The organism is Ancylobacter koreensis (assembly GCF_023016525.1).
Taxonomy (GTDB): domain Bacteria; phylum Pseudomonadota; class Alphaproteobacteria; order Rhizobiales; family Xanthobacteraceae; genus Ancylobacter; species Ancylobacter koreensis.
Window position 1 is genome coordinate 947373 of record NZ_JALKCG010000001.1, and the last position, 17552, is coordinate 964924.

The following is a 17552-nucleotide window of genomic DNA, read 5'->3' on the forward strand; positions in this document are numbered from 1 at the left end:
TGCCCGGCCTTGGGCCGGGCATCCACGACGTGGTCGGGACAAGAAGGGAAGACGTGGATGGCCGGGCCAGGCCCGGCCATGACGGCGCCTTGCCTGAAGGAGCGTCATCCCGGACGGCCGGAGGCCGATCCGGGATCGTTTTTCAATCGGGAGCGGCACGCGATCCCAGCTCTCGCTACGCTCGGCCGGGATGACGGTGATGGGGGCCGGACGAGGCCCTTTATCCCCCTGCGAGAGGCGGCGGGCGCCCGCTCAGAACAGCTTCATGCCGGGCGGGATGGGCAGGCCGGCGGTCAGCGCCTGCGTCTTTTCCTGCACGAGCCGCTCGCCCTTGGCGCGGGCCTCGGCATGGGCGGCGACGATGAGGTCCTCGACGATCTCGGCCTCGTCGGGGTTGAGCAGGCTCGGGTCGATGCGCACCGATTTCAGCGCGCCCTTGGCGGTGAGGCGCACGGTGACGAGACCGCCGCCGGAGGCGCCGTCGACCTCGATGGTCTCCAGCTCCGCCTGGAGCTGCTCCATCTTGGACTGCATCTCCTTGACCTTGGACATGATGCCGAGAAGGTCTTTCATTCGGGTCTCCTGTTCAGAACTCGATCTCGTCGTCCGCGCCGGGGCCGTCGTCGCGCGCGGCCATCAGCTCGGCATCGCTGGCGAAGGCGGCGTCCGGCTCGTCGGACGCCTGCGTGCGCACATCGACGATGGAGGCGCCGGGAAAGCGCGCCAGCGCGGCGGCGACCAGCGGGTCCGCGCGGATGCCGGTCATCATGGCGTCGCGCTGGGCGGCCGCCTTCTCGGCGAGGGTGGGTTCGCCCTCCTCGCGCGACAGCGCCACCAGCCAGCGCCGGCCGGTCCATTCCGAGAGCTTGGACTGCAGCTCCTGCACGAGATTGGCCGAGCCGCCCGGGGCGAGCGCCAGCTCCAGCCTTCCGTCCTCGAAGGCGACGAGGCGGACATGGTTTTCCAGCGCGAACTTCATGCGCAGGTCGCGCCGCGCCGCCGCCAGCGCCACCAGATCCTCGAAGGTGGCGACGCCGACGCCGGGCGTGGCCTCGGGCGCAGGGGTCGGGGCGGGACGCGGCGTGCCGCGCGCGGCGAGCGAGAGATGGCTGGCGGCTGTGGGCGCCGATAGCGGCGCGGCGCTCGGCGCGCCCTGCGGGGCGGAGAAGGCGCGCGGCGCGGTCGCCGCCATGGCGCTGCCGCCCGATCCGCTGCCGCCCGATCCGCTGCCGCCCGATCCTGCGCCCCCCGAGCTTCCGCCCGAGGCGGTGGGTGCGCGCGCGGCCGGCGCGGCGCCTCCGGGCGCGGGAGTCGTGCCCTCGCTTGCACCCTCGCGCAGGCGGCGCAGCGCCTCGTCGGGGGTCGGCAGATCGCTGGCATAGGCGAGGCGCACCAGCACCATCTCGGCCGCCTGCATGGGCTTGGCCGCCTGCTGCACCTCGGCGAGCCCCTTGGTGAGCATCTGCCACGCCCGCGCCAGCACCCGCATGGACAGGCCCTTGGCGAAGTCCCGCCCGCGCGTGCGCTCGGCCTCGACGAGGGCGGGGTCGTCGGCCGTCTCGGGCAGGATCTTCAGCTTGGTGACGAGATGGGTGAACTCGGCGAGGTCGGTGATGACCACCGCCGGGTCGGCGCCGGAATCGTACTGCTCGCGCAGCTCGGTCAGCGCCTGGCCGATATCGCCCTTCATCACCGCCTCGAACAGGTCGATGACGCGGCCGCGATCGGCGAGGCCCAGCAGCGCGCGCACCTGCTCGCCATGCACGGTGTTGCCGGAGGACTGTCCCCCCGCATGCGCGATGGCCTGGTCGAGCAGGGAGAGCGCGTCGCGCACCGAGCCTTCCGCCGCGCGGGCGACGAGACTTAGCGCCTCGCCGTCGATGCCGACGCCCTCGGCGTCGCAGATGGCGCGCAGGTGCCGCGCCAGCGTGCCGGCCTCGACGCGCCGCAGGTCGAAGCGCTGGGTGCGCGAAAGCACCGTCACCGGCACCTTGCGGATTTCCGTGGTGGCGAAGATGAACTTCACATGCTCGGGCGGCTCCTCCAGCGTCTTCAACAGGCCGTTGAAGGCAGCGGTGGAGAGCATGTGCACTTCGTCGATGATGAAGACCTTGTAGCGCGCCAGCACCGGCTTGTAGCGCGCCGCCTCGATGATCTCGCGTATGTCGCCGATGCCGGTGTTGGAGGCGGCGTCCATCTCCTGAACGTCGACGTGGCGGCTCTCGATGATGTCGCGGCAGTGGCGGCCGAGCACCGGCATGTCGAGCGTCGGGGCGCCGCCACCGGCCGGCCCGTCCGCCGGCTCGTAATTGAGCGCGCGGGCGAGGATGCGGGCGGTGGTGGTCTTGCCGACGCCGCGCACGCCGGTGAGGATATAGGCCTGCGCGATGCGCCCGGAGGTGAAGGCGTTGGAGAGCGTGCGGACCATCGCCTCCTGGCCGATCAGGTCGGCGAAGGTCTGCGGCCGGTATTTTCGCGCCAGCACGCGGTAGGGGGTATTCGACGCGGGGGCTGCAGCCGGCACGGTCGGCAGCGGGCCGAGGTCGAGGCCCGGCCCGTCATCGGCCGCGTGCGTCAGGTCGTCGGTGTCCGGGCTGTCGGCGCTCATGGCCCCTTCATAGCATCGCCGGGCGCGAAGGGCGCAACGCCGCGACGACGCGGGCGGGAATTTTCCGGGGATGGCGCGCACCGCCGCGCCCGCCCCAGAGGACGGGGCGCGGTGCCGGCGGCGATGTCGGGAAAGGGTGGGAGGCTGGACAGAGACCCGATCCGGGCTCGTTGGGGCTGCTTCCTTCCGGACCTGACCCGGTTGGCGAGTGGCTCGTCCACCGCCAACCTCCCGGCGCCTATATCGGTCAGAAGGGCGCGCGATGCAAGGGGGAGGGGCTGCGTCCCGGTCAGCCCGCCGCCAGCTTGTCCAGCAGCGCGTAGACCGTCTTCACCCGCTCGCCATTGGGATAGTTGCGGTTGGCGAGCAGCACGATGCCGAGGCGCTTCGCCGGCAGCATCACGGCATAGGCGCCGAAGCCCGAGGTCGAGCCGGTCTTGTTGACGAAGGAGTCCGCCACCGGTGCCAGCGGCGGGTCGAGCCGTCGGGCGGGCTGCGGCTTCAGCGCCATGTCGAGCGAATTGCCCGCCAGCAGCCGGTCGAGCCCGACCGGCCAAGGGTAGCGCTCCCAGATCATCTCCTGCACGTAATTCGCCGTCTCGACATAGCCGGTGTGGGTGGCGGCCAGCGCGCGGGCCAGCTCCGCCGGCACGGTGGCGGCGCCGAGCTGGGCGTCGAGAAAGGTCAGCATGTCGGCGGCGGTGGACTTCACGCCATAGGCTTCCGGCTCCAGCAGCGCCGGGGTGACGCGCACCGGCGCGTTGGCCTTGTTGTAACCCATGGCGTAGCGCGCCTTCGCGCCCGCCGGCACCTCGATGAAGGTGCTCTTCAGCCCCAGCGGGGCGAAAAGCTCGGCCTCGGCGGCGCGGGCGAAGGAGGTGCCGAAGGCCCGCGCAGCGATGAGGCCGAGCACGCCGATGCTGACATTGGAATAGGCGCGCCGCGTCTGCGGCGGCGCCGGTGGGCGCCATTCCCGGAGCCAGCCGAACAGCGCTTCTTCGCTACCGATGCCCTCGGGAAGCTGCAGCGGCATGCCGCCGGTGGAATGGGTGGCGAGGTCGATGGGCGTGAGGGCGCCGAAGGGCGTGCCCGCCACCTCCGGCAGCGCCGTGCCGAGCGGGCCGGAAAGATCGAGCTTGCCGCGCAGCGCGGCCAGCGTCGCCAGCGCGGCGGCGAAGGTCTTGCTCACCGAGCCCAGCTCGAACAACGTGTCGGCCTCGACCGGGCGGCCCTGCTGGCGCGCGGTGACGCCCAGCGACACCGTGGCGTGCCGCCCCTCGCGGGTGACGCCGAGCACGAGGCCGGGAATGTCGTTGGCCTTCATCAGCGCGCGCAGCAGCGGACCGGCGAGGCGTTCCAGCTCGGCATCCTCCGCCGCCCGCGCGGGGGCGGGGCGCAGCGCGGCGGCGCCGAGCGGCAGCAGGGCGCCCGCGAGCAGGGCGCGGCGCGAAAGACGGGTCATGGACGGCCTCTCGGTATTTTATTTGCCGGCGAACTTGTCGGTCGCTCGGATCAGGCGGTCGAGAATGCCGGGCTCGGAATAGGCGTGCCCGGCGCCCTCGATGAGATGGAACTCGGCGTCCGGCCACGCCTTGTGCAGCTCCCAGGCGTAGCGGGCCGGGCAGGGCATGTCGTAGCGCCCGTGCACAATGGCGCCGGGAATGCCGGCCAGCCGGTGCGCGTCGTCGAGCAGCTGGCGGTCCTTCAGCCAAGCGTCGTGGAAGAAATAATGGTTCTCGATGCGGGCGAAGGCCAGCGCGTAGTGCCCGTCATGGAAGGCGTCGGCGGTGGCGGGCTCGGGCAGCAGGGTGATGGTCTCGCCTTCCCAGATCGACCACGCCTTGGCCGCTTCCAGCTTCTTCGCCTCGTCCGTGCCGGTGAGCAGGGCGCGATAGGCGCGCACCGGGTCGGCGCGCTCCTCCAGCGTCGCCAGCGGGGCGAGGAAGCCCTCCCATTTGTCGGGGAACATTTCCGACACGCCGAAGCGGTAGTACCAGTCGAGCTCGGCGCGGGTGACGGTGTAGACGCCGCGCAGGATCAGCTCCGACACCCGCTCCGGATGGGCCTCCGCATAGGCGAGCGCCAGCGTCGAACCCCAGGAGCCGCCGAAGACCTGCCATTTCCCGAAGCCGAATTTCTCGCGCAGCCGCTCGATGTCGGCGACGAGGTGCCAGGTGGTGTTGGCCTCGAGCTCGGCATAGGGGGTGGAGCGCCCGCAGCCGCGCTGGTCGAACAGGATGACGTCGTAGCGCGCGGGATCGAACAGGCGGCGCTGGTTGGGCATCAGCCCGCCGCCCGGCCCGCCATGCAGGAACACGGCGGGCTTGGCGCCCCTGGTGCCGACGCGCTCCCAGTAGATGGAGTGCCCGTCGCCCACATCGAGCATGCCGCTCTCGAAGGGTTCGATCTCGGGATAGAAGCTGCGCAGCGCGCTCATGTCGAAGGTTCCGTGATGGAGGGCTGGGGCGGGCTCAGGCCGCCCGCGACCCGCGCAGGCTCGGCAGGAAGAAGGCGAGCAGGCCGAAGGCCGGCAGGAAGGCGCAGACCTCATACACCGCATCGATGCCGTGGCTGTCGGCGAACAGGCCGAGCGCGGCTGCCGCCAGCCCGCCGAGGCCGAACACCAGCCCGTAGAAGAAGCCGCCGATCAGGCCGATGCGATGGGGCATCAGCTCGATGGCGTAGACCAGGATGGCGGCGAAGGCGCTCGACATGACGAGGTTGATGACGATGGTGAGCACGCCGGTCCACACCAGCCCGACATGGGGCAGCAGGATGGTGAAGGGCAGGGCGCCGAGGATCGAGAACCAGATGATCTTGTTGCGCCCGATGCGGTCGCCCAGCATGCCGCCGAACAGCACGCCCGCCGCCGAGGAGACGAGGAACAGAAACAGCATCACCTGCGAGGTCTGCACCGACACCTCGAAGCGCTCGATCAGGTAGAAGGTGTAGAAGGAGGTGAAGCTCGCGGTGTAGGCGGTCTTCGAGCACAGCAGCACGATGAGAATGGCGAGCGGGAACGCGACCTCGCGGAACGGGCGGTGGGCGATCTCCGGCTCATGCGCGTGGCCGCCCGTCTGGCCCGGCCGGCGGGTCGGCGTCGCCAGCGCGTGGTGGCTGGCGGTCCAGCCGAGCAGCGGCATGGCGATGAGCGCGGCGGCGCAGAACCAGGCAAGGCTCGACTGGCCGTTCGGCACGATGATGAAGGCGGCCAGCAGCGGGCCGATGGAGCCGCCGAACTGCCCGCCGACCTGGAACAGGCCCTGCGCGAAGCCGTGCCGCCCGCCGGAGGCCTTTCGCGCCATGCGCGTCGCCTCGGGGTGGAAGATCGAGGAGCCGATGCCCACGCACGCCGCTGCCACCAGCAGCAGCGGGTAGGAGCCGGCATAGGCGAGCCCGACCAGCCCGACCAGCGTGAAGCCCATGCCCGCCACGGTGGAATAGGGCAGGGGGTAGCGGTCGGTATACATGCCGATGAGCGGCTGCAGCAGCGAGGCGGAAATCTGGAAGGCCAGCGTGATGATGCCGATCTGGCCGAAATCCAGCGCATAGGCCTGCTTGATGATCGGGTAGATCGCCGGGATCAGCGACTGGATCATGTCGTTCAGGAAATGCGCGAGGCTGAGCGCCACCAGCACCGGCATGGCGGCGCGGCGCGCGGTATCGGCCGGAATGTTCAGGCTCATGGCTGTCACTTCACCAACGCGGCGCCGGGGGGAGCGCCTCGCCCATCACTAGGCCAAGGCGGCGCTGTCGACAATCGTCCCGCAGGGGGAGGCTGCCCAGCAGCGTCGGCATTGCCGGGCATTGGCGGGAAGGCCGGGGCGGCGCTATAGCTTCACCGCGCCCGCCGCGTCGTGGCGGCGGCAGGGAGGCCGGAAGGACGAATGGGCGACAGCGAATTTCTCCTCGATCCGCGTCTGGAAGCTGACACCTTCCCGGTGACGGAGCTCGACCTCGCCACCGTGCGGCTGATGGATGATGCCCGCTTTCCCTGGGCGATCCTCGTGCCGCGCCGGCCGGGCCTTTCCGAGCTGATCGAACTGGAAGGCGAGCCGCGCGCCACGCTGACCGCCGAGATCGACCGGGTGAGCCGGGCGCTGAAAACGCTGACCGGCTGCGACAAGCTGAACGTCGCGGCGCTCGGCAATCAGGTTCGCCAGCTTCATATCCATGTCATCGCGCGCTTTGCCGGCGATCCCGCCTGGCCCGGCCCGGTCTGGGGCGTGGGCGAACGCAGGACCTATGCGGCGCCGCAGGCCATGCTGACCGTGGCGCGGCTTCGCGCCGCGCTGGACGCCGCGTGATGGCGACGCACACGCTGGGGGAATGGCCGCATCTGGGCTATGTCGGCTCGCGGCTCGACCGGGGCAGCCTGCGGCGCGGCGAGGCGGCGGCGCTGCTCGCCGATCCGCGTGCCCGCGCCTGCCTTATCGCCGGCGAGAGCCTCGTCCTGAAGCGCCGGCCGGGGATGGCCGAGGGAAAGGGCGCGTTCGAGGCGCTGTTCCCGCTTGAGGAGGCCGTGGCGCTCGGCGGGCGCACGGGCGAGGCCTGCCTGCTCGGGCTCGACGGCGAGACCCCGCATTTCGTGCTGCCGCTGCACGCCGCCGCCCTCGCCCTGCTGGCCGAGCGCGCGGATCTGTTCGTCACCGATCTGCGCGCCATCGCCGTGCAGGAGCTGGTGAGCGCCGAGGAGATCGGCCAGCTCGCCACCGCCAAGGCGATGATCGCCTGGCACGCGCGGCGCAGCTTCTGCTCGAACTGCGGCGAGCGGCTGGTGGTGGGCGATGCCGGCTGGCGGCGCGAATGCCCGCATTGCGGTTCGCAGCATTTTCCGCGCACCGACCCGGTGGTAATCATGCTGACGGTGGACGGCGACGACTGCCTGCTCGGCCGCTCCGCCCGCTTCGCGCCGGGCGTGTGGTCGTGCCTTGCCGGCTTCGTCGAGCCGGGCGAGACCTTCGAACAGGCGGTGCGCCGCGAGACGCAGGAGGAGGCGGGCATCGCCACCGGCGCGGTGCGCTACCTCTGCTGCCAGCCCTGGCCGTTCCCGATGTCGGTGATGATCGGCTTCCACGCGCAGGCGATTTCGCGCGAGATCGTCATCGACCCGAACGAGCTGGAGGGCGCGCGCTGGTTCTCCCGCGAGGAGGCGGCGCTGCTGCTTACCCGCACCCATCCCGATGGGCTGATCGCGCCGCCGCCCATGGCGATCGCGCACCATCTGCTGCGCGCCTTCGTCGAGGGAAGGGACCCGCCGGCGGGGTGAGGGGGCAAACTCCCTCTCCCCGTCGGGGAGAGGGCTGGGGTGAGGGGGACGCCGTTTCGAGGCCGGGTGGCCCCTCACCGACCCGCTGCGCGGGCCACCTCTCCCCCGCGGGGAGAGGGAAGGAGGATGCCCTCAATCGGCCGTCCGGGATGACGGCTGGAGCGATGATGAACGTCATGGCCGGGCTTGACCCGGCCATCCACGCCTTAACCTGCTCGCTCTTACCAACCTCATGGATCCCCGGGTCGAGCCCGTGGATGACGGTGAGCCTGCGGCCGACCGTGCGACCTCGCCGGGAGCCGAATGCCCCCGGCCTCAGTCCCGCGTCCAGGGCCGGAAATGCTTCGAGAGCTTGAGCCCCTGCGCCTGGTAGTTCGAGCCGAGGCCCTCGCCATAGAGCGTGCGCGGGCGCTCCTGCATGCGCTCATAGACGAGGCGGCCGACGATCTGGCCGTCTTCCAGAATGAACGGTACCTCGCGCGAGCGCACCTCCAGCACGGCGCGCGCACCCGATCCGCCGGCCGCGTCATGGCCGAAGCCGGGGTCGAAGAAGCCGGCATAATGCACGCGGAACTCGCCGACCAGCGGGTCGAATGGCACCATCTCGGCGGCGAAGCCGGGGGGCACGTGGACGGCCTCCTTTGAGGCGAGGATGTAGAAGGCGTCCGGGTCCAGCACCAGCTCGCGCCGGCCGCGGGTGAACAGCGGCTCCCAATAGTCCTCGACATCGCAGGCGGCGCGGCGGTCGACGTCGATCAGCCCGGTATGGTGCTTGGCGCGAAAGCCGAGCAGGCCGCCGAAGCCGGCGCCCGACAGGTCCACGCTCACCGCGATGCCGCCGCCCGCCGTGTCCGGCGTCGGTGCGTCGACCAGCTTCTCGGCAAGGTTGAGCGCGCGCAGCCCCGCCTCGTCGAGCCGCGCATCGCCGCGCCGGAAGCGGATCTGCGACAGGCGCGAGCCGCGCCGGGCCAGGATAGGGAAGGTGCGCGGGCTGATCTCCAGATAGAGCTTGCCGCGATAGCCGGCGGGCACCACGTCGAAGGCGCGCGAGCGGTCGGCGATGACGCGCGTGAACACGTCGAGACGGCCGGTGGAGCTCTTCGGATTGGCCGAGGCGGCGATGTCGCCCGGCAGCGCCAGCGCCTCCTCCAGCTCGACGAGATAGACGCAGCCGGTCTCCAGTACCTCGCCGGAGGTGAGGTCGAGCGTGTGCAGGGCAAGGCGCTCCAGGCGGTCGGCGACGCTCTCGCCGGGGCCGGGCAGGAAGCTGGCGCGGATGCGCCACGCCGTCGGTCCGAGCCGGAGATCGAGGCTGGCCGGCTGCACCTGGTCGGCATCGAAGGGTCGCGCGGCGGCGATGGCGCCGGCCCCCGCCAGCGCCTCGATGGCATGGCCCGGCAGGATGCCCTCGCCCTTCAGACCCGAATCCGCCACGCCCGTCGCTCCGCTGCCGAAAAGGAAGGCTCCGGCCGGGGCCGCAGCTCCGTTCGGTTTAACGGACGCGCCCCTTGACGCCAAGCCGGGTGCGGGAGTAATCCCGCCGGGAACGTGGTCATTTGAGCCGGCCGGCTTGCCGCCACGCTAAACAAGGTTGCTAAACAGGCCGGGGCCGCGCAGCATTGCGCGAGCGACCCCGGTTATGCGCGAGAGACCGGAGCCGCGAATGTCCCAGAACGACAAGCTCACCCCCGCCGAGATCGCCCAGCTGCGCCCCGACACCCGGCTCGTGCAGGGCGGCATTCTGCGCTCGCCCTTCGGCGAGACCTCCGAGGCGCTGTTCCTCACCCAGGGCTATGTCTACGACACCGCCGAGCAGGCCGAGGCCCGCTTCAAGGGCGAGGATCCCGGCTTCATCTACACGCGTTACTCGAACCCCACGGCGTCGATGTTCGAGACGCGGCTCGCGCTGCTGGAAGGCGCGGAGGTCGCCCGCGCCACCGCCTCGGGCATGGCGGCGGTGACGGCGGCGCTGCTGTGCCAGCTCAAGACCGGCGACCACGTGGTGGCGGCGCGCGCGCTGTTCGGCTCCTGCCGCTATGTGATCGAGGAACTGCTGCCGCGCTTCGGCATCGCCGCGACGCTGGTCGACGGCACCGACATCGCGGCGTGGCAGGCGGCGGTGCGGCCGCAGACCAAGGTGTTCTTCCTGGAGAGCCCGACCAACCCGACGCTGGAGCTGATCGACATTGCGGCGGTGGCGCAGGTGGCGAAGGCGGCGGGCGCGCTGCTCGTGGTCGACAACGTGTTCGCCACGCCGATGCTGCAGAGCCCGCTGGCGCTGGGCGCCGACATCGTCGTCTATTCCGCCACCAAGCATATTGACGGGCAGGGCCGCTGCCTCGCCGGCGTCATCCTGTGCTCGGAGAAGTTCCTCGCCGATCATCTGCAGGTGTTCCTGCGCCAGACCGGGCCCTCGGTCTCGCCCTTCAACGCCTGGGTGATGCTCAAGGGGCTGGAGACGCTGCCGCTGCGCGTCGAGCGCTCGCAGGCGAGCGCGGCGGCGCTGGCGGACCGCTTTGCCGGCCTGCCGGGCATCGGCAAGGTGATCTACCCGTATCGCGCCGACCATCCCCAGTATGAGCTCGCCAAGCGCCAGATGCGCGGCGGCGGCACGCTCGTCACCTTCGAGATCGCGGGCGGCAAGGCCGGCGCCTTCCGTTTCCTCAACGAACTCAAGGTGGTGCGCATCTCCAACAATCTGGGCGATGCCAAGAGCCTGATCACCCATCCCGCGACCACGACACACCAGCGCTTCACCCCGGAGGCGCGCGCCGAAATGGGCATTTCCGACGGCATGGTGCGGCTCTCGGTCGGTCTGGAGCATGTCGACGACCTGACCGACGACGTGACCCGCGCGCTGAAGGCGGTGTGAGCGGACGCGCCGCTGCTGGCCTCCCGATACCGTCAAAACAGGGGAAAAGCGGCGGCGCCAACGTCCTCGTGAAGCGCTACCGCCTTGATCTCGCGCGGCAAACGCCCTTCATTGGACATGACGGGGCCGATGCGCGGGGCGCCGGGAGGCAGGCGATGTATCGGGCCACCACGAGAGGCGTACAGGTGACGGTGACGCCGCGCTTCGCGCCGGAGCGCTCGGACCCGGACGCCAGCCAGTATTTCTGGGCCTATACGATCGAGATCGTGAATCTCGGCGCCGACACGGTGCAGCTCAGGTCGCGGCACTGGATCATCACCGACGCGCTGGGCCGGGTGCAGGAGGTGCGCGGCGCCGGCGTGGTGGGCGAGCAGCCCGTGCTGCCGCCGGGCGCGCATTTCGAATACACCAGCGGCGTGCCGCTGCCGACCTCCACCGGCATCATGGAAGGCAGCTACAGCCTCTCGACCGACCGGGGCGAGACCTTCGACGCCGAGGTGCCGGCCTTCTCGCTCGACGTGCCGGGCGAGGCGCGCACGCTGAACTAGCCACCGGACAGGGCCGGCGCCCGCTTTCGGCGCTCCGGCGAAGCGGCTATGGTGATTTGCCCCGCCGGGCCTCCATCTTCCGCGCGTCCTCCTCCTGCCGCCGAGCGTCCCGCCGTGCTGAACGGTTGCCTCATCCCGTGATCGACCTGCGCCCGATCGCCGCCATCATCGGCGTTCTGCTCGCCATTCTCGGCACGACCATGATGATTCCGGCGCTGGTGGACCTCGTGGCCGGCCAGCCCGACTTCGTCGTCTATGCCGCCGCCGCCGTCATCACCTGCTTCGTCGGCCTGTCGCTGTGGCTGGCGGGCCGTTCGGGCGAGGTGCAGCGGCTCGACCTGCGGCAGGCCTTCGTGCTGACCACGGCGAGCTGGGTGATGCTTTCCGCCTTCGCGGCGATCCCCTTCATGTGGGCGCAGACCGACCTGCCCTTCGTCGACGCCTATTTCGAGGCGATGAGCGGGCTCACCACCACCGGCGCCACCGTCATCACCGATCTCGACCACCGCCCGCCCGGCGTACTGATCTGGCGCGCCTTCCTGCACTGGTATGGCGGCATCGGCATCATCGTGCTGGCGATCGCGCTGCTGCCGATGATGCGGATCGGCGGCATGCAGCTCTTCCGCGCCGAATCCTCCGACAAGTCGGAGAAGATGCTGCCGCGCGCTGCGCAGATGGCGAAGGGCATCCTCGGCACCTACCTCATCCTCTCGCTCGCCTGCGCCGTGGCCTATGCCGCGCTCGGCATGAGCGTGTTCGACGCGGTGGCCTATGCCATGGCGACCATCTCGACCGGCGGCTTCGCCACGCATGACGCCTCGATCGGCTATTTCAACAGCCCGGCCATCGAATATGCCGCGGTGTTCTTCATGCTCGCGGGCTCGCTGCCCTTCGTGCTCTATGTGCGGGTGCTGGCCGGCGATTTCAGCCGGCTCTTCGCCAACGCCGAGGTGCGGCTGTTCCTGACGCTGGTCGGCCTGTTCACCCTGATCTCGACGCTGCAGCAGGTGCTGGGCGGCATCGCGCAGGGCGAGACGGCGCTGCGGCAGGCGCTGTTCAACGTCGTCTCGATCATGTCGACCACCGGCTTCGTGGCGGCCGACTTCACCAATTGGGGCCCGCCGACCGACGCGCTCTACTTCATCCTGCTGTTCCTCGGCGCCTGCACGGGCTCGACCGCCGGCGGCATGAAGAGCTTCCGCATCGCCATTCTCGGCTCGGCGCTGGTGCAGCACCTCAAGCGGGTGATCTACCCCAACGGCGTGTTCCCGGTGCTCTATGGCGGCAAGCCGATCGGCGACGACGTGGTCGCCTCGGTGCTGTCCTTCGCCTTCCTCTACCTCGCCAGCTTCATGGTGATCGGCATCGTCATCAACGGGCTCGGATTCGACATGATCACCGCCTTCTCCGCCTCGATCACGGCGGTGGCGAATGTCGGGCCGGGCCTCGGCACGGTGATCGGCCCGGCGCAGAACTTCGCCGCGCTGCCCGACCACGTGATCTGGCTGCTCTCCTTCGGCATGCTGGTGGGGCGGCTGGAGCTGTTCACCGTGCTCGTGCTTTTCCTGCCGAGCTTCTGGCGGCGCTAGCCGCCGCCCGCTATTCCCCCTTATGCTGACGCGACGACGCGAAGAGGATTTTCCATGCTGGCCGGACCGACGACGACCGAGGAACTGCTCGCCTATCTGGTCGCCTTCGACACCACCAGCCGGAATTCGAACCTCGAACTTATCGGCTTCGTGCGCGACTATCTCGCTGCCTTCGGCATTGAGAGCACGCTCGTGCCGAACGAGACCGGCGAGAAGGCGAGCCTGTTCGCCACCCTCGGCCCGGCCGGTGTGGGCGGGGTGTGCCTGTCCGGCCATTCCGATGTGGTGCCGGTGGACGGCCAGCCCTGGACCAGCGAGCCCTTCACCCTGACGCCGAGGGACGACCGGCTCTACGGGCGCGGCTCCTGCGACATGAAGGGCTTCATTGCCGCCTGCCTCGCCATGGTGCCGGAGATGAAGGCGGCGCGGCTGGCGACGCCGATCCATCTCCTGGTCTCCTATGACGAGGAGATCGGCTGCATGGGCGTGGTGCCGGCGGTGCGCAAGCTGGGGGTCGATCTTCCCTTGCCCCGCGCCTGCATCGTCGGCGAGCCGACCTCGATGCGGGTGGTGGACGCGCACAAATCCGGCATGGCCTATGTGACGACGGTGCGCGGGCGCGAGGCGCATTCCTCCATGCCGCAGCTCGGCGCCAACGCCATCTTCGCGGCAGCTGAGCTGGTCGGCGAACTCGACCGCGCCCGCGCCGAGCTGGTGGCGGCGGGCGACCCCTCCGGCCGCTTCGATCCGCCCAGCTCCACCGTGCAGGTCACGGTGATCCAGGGTGGCACGGCGGGCAACATCGTGCCGCGCGAATGCGCCCTGCGCTGGAATGTGCGCGGCCTGCCCGGCTTCGACGAGGACGCGCTGCTGGAGCGCTTCGACCGTTTCGCGCAGGCGGTGGTGCTGCCGAAGCTCAAGGCGAGCGCGCCGGAGGCCGAGATCGTCACCGATTTCATCTACAAGGTGCCCCCGCTGGCGCCGCAGACCGGCTCGGAGGCCGAATTGCTGGCGCTGCGCCTCGCCGGCCAGAACCGCACCTTCGCGGTGTCCTACGCCACCGAGGGCGGGCATTTCCAGGCGCAGGGCATCCCGACCGTGATCTGCGGGCCCGGCTCCATCGATCAGGCGCACAAGCCGGACGAATATATCGAAGTTAGCCAGCTAAGGGCCTGCGAGCGCTTCCTGCGCGGCCTGATCGCGGAATGCGTGGGGTAGTTGCTCCGGCGGGCGATCCCGGATCGGCCTGCGGCCGTCCGGGATGACGTCGTGAAGGCGCCGCTCAGGCGCCGGCGGAATCCGGCGCGCCGGCGTCCACGATCTCCTCGGCCTTGAACGCATAGGTCCGGCCGCAGAATTCGCAGGTGACGCCGATCCGGCCGTCCTCGACGAGGCTGGCCCGCTCCTCCTGCGAGAAGTTGGCGAGCACGCCCATCACCCGCTCGCGCGAGCAGGAGCATTTGGCGACCACCGCAGCGGCGTCGAACACCCGCACGCCGCGCTCGTGGAACAGGCGGTACAGCAGCCGCTCGCTGGAGAGATCGGCGTCAACCAGCTCGACATCCTCCAGCGTGCCCACCAGCGACTGGGTTTCCGTCCACGCATCGTCCTCGTCCGCCACCGGCAGCTCGGTGCCTTCCGGTGCGTCGCCCGGATGCAGGTCGACCGGGCGCACCCGGCCGCCTTCCGACGGCAGGAACTGTACCATCAGCCCGCCGGCCCGCCAGGAGGAGGCGGCGCCGCCCGGATGCATCTCCTCGGCCACCGCGAGGCGCACGCGCGTGGGGATCTGCTCGGACTGGGTGAAATACTGGTGCGCGGCGGCTTCAAGCCCGCCACCCTCCAGCGCCACCACGCCCTGATAGCGGTTGACGCTCAGGCCCTGGTCGATGGTCATGGCGAGATGGCCGTGGCCGAGCAGCGCGCCGCTGTCGAAGGCGGCGCCCGCCAGCAGGGACGCCTGCAGCGCGGCGAGCTTTTCCGCGTCGAAGCGGGCATAGGCGCGCACGTCCTGCGGGGCAGCGAAGTCCACCACCAGCAGGTCGACCGGCCCGTCCGTGCGGGTCTGCAGGATGAAGCGGCCCTCGATCTTCAGCGTGGAGCCCAACAGCACGGTGAGCGCCACCGCCTCGCCGAGCAGGCGCTTCACCGGCGCGGGATAGTCGTGATGGGCCAGGACCGCGTCGAGGCTGGCGCCGAGGCGCACAACGCGCCCGCGCGCGTCCAGCGCGTCGACGTGGAAGGGGGTGACGCGATCGTCCACCGCATGGGCGTCGGGCGCGCGGCTCTGGGAGTGAGGATGTGATGTCATGTCGCCCGCCCATATAGGAGCGCGTGTCGGATTGCGCGAGGGGGGCGCACAAGGGCCCCCTCGAACGAAAAGGCCCGCGCGCGGCGGGCCTTGGAAGAACGTCAGGCGCCCGCGCTTTCGAGGCACCAGGCGAGGATGCCCTTCTGCGCGTGCAGGCGGTTCTCCGCCTCGTCGAACACCACGGACTGCGGGCCGTCCATCACCTCGTCGGTGACTTCCTCGCCGCGATGGGCGGGCAGGCAGTGCATGAAGATGGCGTCCGGCGCGGCGCGGCGCATCAGCGGGCCGTTGACCTGATAGGGGCGCAGCAGATTGTGCCGGCGCTCATACTCGGCGTCGCCCATGGACACCCAGGTGTCGGTGACGACGCAGTCCGCGCCCTCGACCGCCGCCTCGGCATCGTGGCCGAACTGCACCTTCGCGCCGTGCTTGCGCACCCAGTCGACCAGTGCCGGGCGCGGCGCCAGCTCGGGCGGGGTCGCGACGTTGAGCGCAAAGTCGAAGCGCTGGGCGGCATGCACCCAGGAGACCAGCACATTGTTGGCGTCACCCGTCCAGGCGACGGTGCGCCCGGCGATCGGACCCTTGTGCTCCTCGAAGGTGAGCACGTCGGCCATGATCTGGCAGGGGTGGGAATCGCGCGTCAGCCCGTTGATGACCGGCACGGTGGCGTGCGCGGCCAGTTCCTCGAGCGCCGCATGGTCGAGGATGCGGATCATGATCGCGTCGACATAGCGCGAGAGCACCTTGGCGGTGTCGGCGATGGTCTCGCCGCGCCCGAGCTGCATCTCCGCGCCGGTCAGCATGAGGGTCTCGCCGCCGAGCTGGCGCATGGCGAGGTCGAAGGAGATGCGCGTGCGCGTCGAGGGCTGGTCGAACACCATGGCCAGCGCCTTGCCGGCGAAGGGCTTCTCCAGCGCGATCTCGCGGCGGCGGCTCTTGAGGTCCTTCGACAGCTCAAGAACGGCGCGCAGTTCGTCCGGCGGCAGCAGGTCGATGTCGAGGAAGTGCTTCATGCCGCCGCTCCCTTGCTGGCGGCGGCCCGCAGGCCCTCCTCGATGCGCGCGCAGGCGGCGTCGAGCTTGTCGAAGGCGGCGTCGATCTCGGCCGCGCCGATGGTGAGCGGGGGCAGCAGCCGCACCACGTTCTCGGCCGCCGAGGGGGCGAGCATGTGCTCCTCGCGCATGGCGGCGATCAGCTCGGTGTTCGGCACCACGGTGCGCAGGCCGAGCAGCAGGCCCTCGCCGCGCACTTCCGCGATGACCGCCGGGTGGCGGTCCTTCAGCTCGGCGAGCTTCTGGCGCAGCCGGGTGGAGGTGGCGAGCACCTGATCGAGGAATCCATCGGCCAGCACCACGTCCAGCACGCCATTGGCGACGCTCATGGCGAGCGGGTTGCCGCCATAGGTGGAGCCATGCGTGCCGGCGGTCATGCCCTTGGCGGCCTCTTGCGTGGCGAGGCAGGCGCCGACGGGGAAGCCGCCGCCGATGCCCTTGGCCACCGCCATGATGTCCGGCGTGATGCCGGCCCATTCATGGGCGAAGAGCTTGCCGGTGCGCCCGACGCCGCACTGCACCTCGTCGAGGATGAGCAGCAGGCCATGCGCGTCGCACAGCGCGCGAAGCTCGCGCAGGAAGCTCCACGGCGCCGAGCGCACGCCGCCCTCGCCCTGCACGGGCTCGATGAGGATGGCGCCGGTCTCCGGGCCGATCGCCGCCTTCACCGCGTCGAGATCGCCGAACGGCACCTGGTCGAAGCCCGGCATGGCGGGGCCGAAGCCCTCAAGGTACTTCGGGTTGCCGCCGGCGGCGATGGTCGCCAGCGTGCGCCCGTGGAAGGCGCCCTCGAAGGTCACGATGCGGTAGCGCTCGGGAGCGCCGTTCGCGGAATGGTACTTGCGGGCCATCTTGATGGCGCATTCCAGCGCCTCGGCGCCGGAATTGGTGAAGAACATCGTGTCGGCGAAGGTCGCGGCGACCAGGCGCGCGGCAAGGCGCTCGCCGCCCTCGATGCGGAACAGGTTGGACAGGTGCCAGAGCTTGCCGGCCTGCTCGGTCAGCGCCGCCACGAGATGGGGATGGGCATGGCCGAGCACGTTCACCGCGATGCCGGCAGTGAAGTCGAGATATCGCTGCCCGTCGCGGGTGAACAGCCAGGCACCCTCGCCCCGCTCGAAAACCAGGTCGACGCGATTATAGGTCGGCAGGATGGGGGTGATCACCTCGCCCCTCCCTCTCTCAGCTTTCGGCACTGCGCCAGGCGCACGCCGGCCCCAAAACGAAACGTGCCGCCCTTGCGGGGGCGGCACCCGATGCTGTGGATTTTATCGAATAGGGGATTGCGGTCAATATTGCA

Annotated in this window: 15 protein-coding genes, 1 other RNA gene and 1 riboswitch; of the genes, 6 read left to right on the forward strand and 10 right to left on the reverse strand. The window is 70.3% G+C overall.

What is annotated here, in order from left to right:
- Window positions 1-252 precede the first annotated feature (252 nt).
- The 6 genes from MWN33_RS04315 to MWN33_RS04340 all read right to left on the reverse strand — a co-directional run bounded on the left by MWN33_RS04315 (window position 253) and on the right by MWN33_RS04340 (window position 6294).
- Complete coding sequence (locus tag MWN33_RS04315) at window positions 253-573, reverse strand: YbaB/EbfC family nucleoid-associated protein (RefSeq protein WP_247199079.1); 321 nt, start codon at window positions 571-573, stop codon at window positions 253-255.
- A gap of 13 nt (window positions 574-586) precedes the next feature.
- Window positions 587-2608 (reverse strand): DNA polymerase III subunit gamma/tau, encoded by a 2022-nt coding sequence (locus tag MWN33_RS04320; protein ID WP_247199080.1) that lies wholly within the window; start codon window positions 2606-2608, stop codon window positions 587-589.
- Window positions 2609-2743: 135 nt separating this feature from the next.
- Window positions 2744-2841: signal recognition particle sRNA small type (ffs, locus tag MWN33_RS04325), an RNA gene on the reverse strand.
- 56 nt (window positions 2842-2897) lie between these two features.
- Complete coding sequence (gene ampC, locus MWN33_RS04330) at window positions 2898-4070, reverse strand: class C beta-lactamase (RefSeq protein ID WP_247199082.1); 1173 nt, start codon at window positions 4068-4070, stop codon at window positions 2898-2900.
- An 18-nt stretch (window positions 4071-4088) separates the two neighbouring features.
- Window positions 4089-5045: a prolyl aminopeptidase gene (gene pip, locus MWN33_RS04335; RefSeq protein WP_247199084.1), complete on the reverse strand. Its 957-nt coding sequence runs from the start codon at window positions 5043-5045 to the stop codon at window positions 4089-4091.
- Between the two features lie 34 nt (window positions 5046-5079).
- Complete coding sequence (locus MWN33_RS04340; protein ID WP_247199086.1) at window positions 5080-6294, reverse strand: MFS transporter; 1215 nt, start codon at window positions 6292-6294, stop codon at window positions 5080-5082.
- A 201-nt stretch (window positions 6295-6495) separates the two neighbouring features.
- Between MWN33_RS04340 and MWN33_RS04345 the strand changes: the two genes are divergently transcribed.
- Together MWN33_RS04345 and nudC are read left to right on the forward strand one after the other, a co-directional pair.
- Window positions 6496-6915 carry an HIT domain-containing protein gene (locus MWN33_RS04345; protein WP_247199088.1) on the forward strand — a complete coding sequence of 140 codons (420 nt, stop codon included), beginning with the start codon at window positions 6496-6498 and terminating at the stop codon, window positions 6913-6915.
- Window positions 6915-7877, forward strand: coding sequence for an NAD(+) diphosphatase (nudC, locus tag MWN33_RS04350; RefSeq protein ID WP_247199090.1), 963 nt, complete (start codon window positions 6915-6917; stop codon window positions 7875-7877). Before MWN33_RS04345 ends, nudC begins: the two co-directional genes overlap by 1 nt.
- Window positions 7878-8192: 315 nt before the next feature.
- On the opposite strand, the gene MWN33_RS04355 is transcribed toward nudC, so the two are convergent.
- Window positions 8193-9311: a 2'-deoxycytidine 5'-triphosphate deaminase gene (locus MWN33_RS04355; RefSeq protein WP_247199092.1), complete on the reverse strand. Its 1119-nt coding sequence runs from the start codon at window positions 9309-9311 to the stop codon at window positions 8193-8195.
- 104 nt (window positions 9312-9415) lie between these two features.
- Window positions 9416-9496: riboswitch (SAM riboswitch) on the forward strand.
- Between the two features lie 44 nt (window positions 9497-9540).
- Between MWN33_RS04355 and MWN33_RS04360 the strand changes: the two genes are divergently transcribed.
- The 4 genes from MWN33_RS04360 to argE all read left to right on the forward strand — a co-directional run bounded on the left by MWN33_RS04360 (window position 9541) and on the right by argE (window position 14104).
- Window positions 9541-10749, forward strand: a complete 1209-nt coding sequence (locus tag MWN33_RS04360; protein ID WP_247199094.1) for an O-succinylhomoserine sulfhydrylase — start codon at window positions 9541-9543, stop codon at window positions 10747-10749.
- A gap of 155 nt (window positions 10750-10904) precedes the next feature.
- Entirely contained in the window at window positions 10905-11297 is a 393-nt protein-coding gene (apaG, locus tag MWN33_RS04365) for a Co2+/Mg2+ efflux protein ApaG (RefSeq protein WP_247199096.1), read from the forward strand.
- A gap of 137 nt (window positions 11298-11434) precedes the next feature.
- Window positions 11435-12886, forward strand: coding sequence for a TrkH family potassium uptake protein (locus MWN33_RS04370; RefSeq protein ID WP_247199098.1), 1452 nt, complete (start codon window positions 11435-11437; stop codon window positions 12884-12886).
- A 54-nt stretch (window positions 12887-12940) separates the two neighbouring features.
- Entirely contained in the window at window positions 12941-14104 is a 1164-nt protein-coding gene (gene argE / locus MWN33_RS04375) for an acetylornithine deacetylase (RefSeq protein ID WP_247199100.1), read from the forward strand.
- 64 nt (window positions 14105-14168) lie between these two features.
- Here the strand turns inward: argE and MWN33_RS04380 are convergent, their stop codons facing one another.
- The 3 genes from MWN33_RS04380 to MWN33_RS04390 form a co-directional block, all read right to left on the reverse strand.
- Complete coding sequence (locus MWN33_RS04380) at window positions 14169-15197, reverse strand: Hsp33 family molecular chaperone (RefSeq protein ID WP_247199102.1); 1029 nt, start codon at window positions 15195-15197, stop codon at window positions 14169-14171.
- A gap of 101 nt (window positions 15198-15298) precedes the next feature.
- Complete coding sequence (gene argF / locus MWN33_RS04385) at window positions 15299-16213, reverse strand: ornithine carbamoyltransferase (RefSeq protein ID WP_247199104.1); 915 nt, start codon at window positions 16211-16213, stop codon at window positions 15299-15301.
- Complete coding sequence (locus tag MWN33_RS04390; RefSeq protein WP_247199106.1) at window positions 16210-17418, reverse strand: aspartate aminotransferase family protein; 1209 nt, start codon at window positions 17416-17418, stop codon at window positions 16210-16212. The genes argF and MWN33_RS04390 overlap by 4 nt, the downstream gene beginning before the upstream one ends.
- Between the last annotated feature and the right edge of the window lie 134 nt (window positions 17419-17552).

Coding starts and splice junctions, on each gene's coding strand:
- MWN33_RS04315 (WP_247199079.1), bottom strand. CDS start 573: ATGAAAGACCTTCTCGGCATCATGTCCAAGGTCAAGGAGATGCAGTCC.
- MWN33_RS04320 (WP_247199080.1), bottom strand. CDS start 2,608: ATGAGCGCCGACAGCCCGGACACCGACGACCTGACGCACGCGGCCGAT.
- ampC (WP_247199082.1), bottom strand. CDS start 4,070: ATGACCCGTCTTTCGCGCCGCGCCCTGCTCGCGGGCGCCCTGCTGCCG.
- pip (WP_247199084.1), bottom strand. CDS start 5,045: ATGAGCGCGCTGCGCAGCTTCTATCCCGAGATCGAACCCTTCGAGAGC.
- MWN33_RS04340 (WP_247199086.1), bottom strand. CDS start 6,294: ATGAGCCTGAACATTCCGGCCGATACCGCGCGCCGCGCCGCCATGCCG.
- MWN33_RS04345 (WP_247199088.1), top strand. CDS start 6,496: ATGGGCGACAGCGAATTTCTCCTCGATCCGCGTCTGGAAGCTGACACC.
- nudC (WP_247199090.1), top strand. CDS start 6,915: ATGGCGACGCACACGCTGGGGGAATGGCCGCATCTGGGCTATGTCGGC.
- MWN33_RS04360 (WP_247199094.1), top strand. CDS start 9,541: ATGTCCCAGAACGACAAGCTCACCCCCGCCGAGATCGCCCAGCTGCGC.
- apaG (WP_247199096.1), top strand. CDS start 10,905: ATGTATCGGGCCACCACGAGAGGCGTACAGGTGACGGTGACGCCGCGC.
- argE (WP_247199100.1), top strand. CDS start 12,941: ATGCTGGCCGGACCGACGACGACCGAGGAACTGCTCGCCTATCTGGTC.
- MWN33_RS04380 (WP_247199102.1), bottom strand. CDS start 15,197: ATGACATCACATCCTCACTCCCAGAGCCGCGCGCCCGACGCCCATGCG.
- argF (WP_247199104.1), bottom strand. CDS start 16,213: ATGAAGCACTTCCTCGACATCGACCTGCTGCCGCCGGACGAACTGCGC.